The following is a 378-nucleotide window of genomic DNA, read 5'->3' on the forward strand; positions in this document are numbered from 1 at the left end:
ATTGTTTAAAAATTTCCTGTAAAATGAATTTTATTTTGTTTAATATATAGTGAATATGGATGGCATATTGACTTGTATTTTTAAAAAGAATTAATTTCCAGCGTTTTATAAAAAAACATAAAATATGAAAAAACTCTACATGGGTGCTTACACATTATGCACTGTTTTGGGACTTTCTGCCCAGGAAGTGGTATGGCAGAAAGATATCAAATCCTCGACTCAGGATTTTCTAAGCCAGGTGACCACCACCATCGACCAACAATATCTAATTACCGGAAGCTCTATCCAGTCAGGAAAAGGGAAAATGGAAGCGGGAAGTAAGCCCAACAACGGCTATGACTTTCATCTTGTCAAGCTGAACCAGCAGGGAGAACAGGT

At 36.5% G+C, this 378-nt stretch carries 1 pseudogene; it reads left to right on the top strand.

Annotated elements, in window-relative coordinates:
• Positions 1 to 124 precede the first annotated feature (124 nt).
• Positions 125 to 378, top strand: a pseudogene (locus DRF67_RS21320) (T9SS type A sorting domain-containing protein); the annotation flags it as partial.

The organism is Chryseobacterium pennipullorum (assembly GCF_003384725.1).
Classification (GTDB): Bacteria; Bacteroidota; Bacteroidia; order Flavobacteriales; family Weeksellaceae; genus Chryseobacterium; species Chryseobacterium pennipullorum.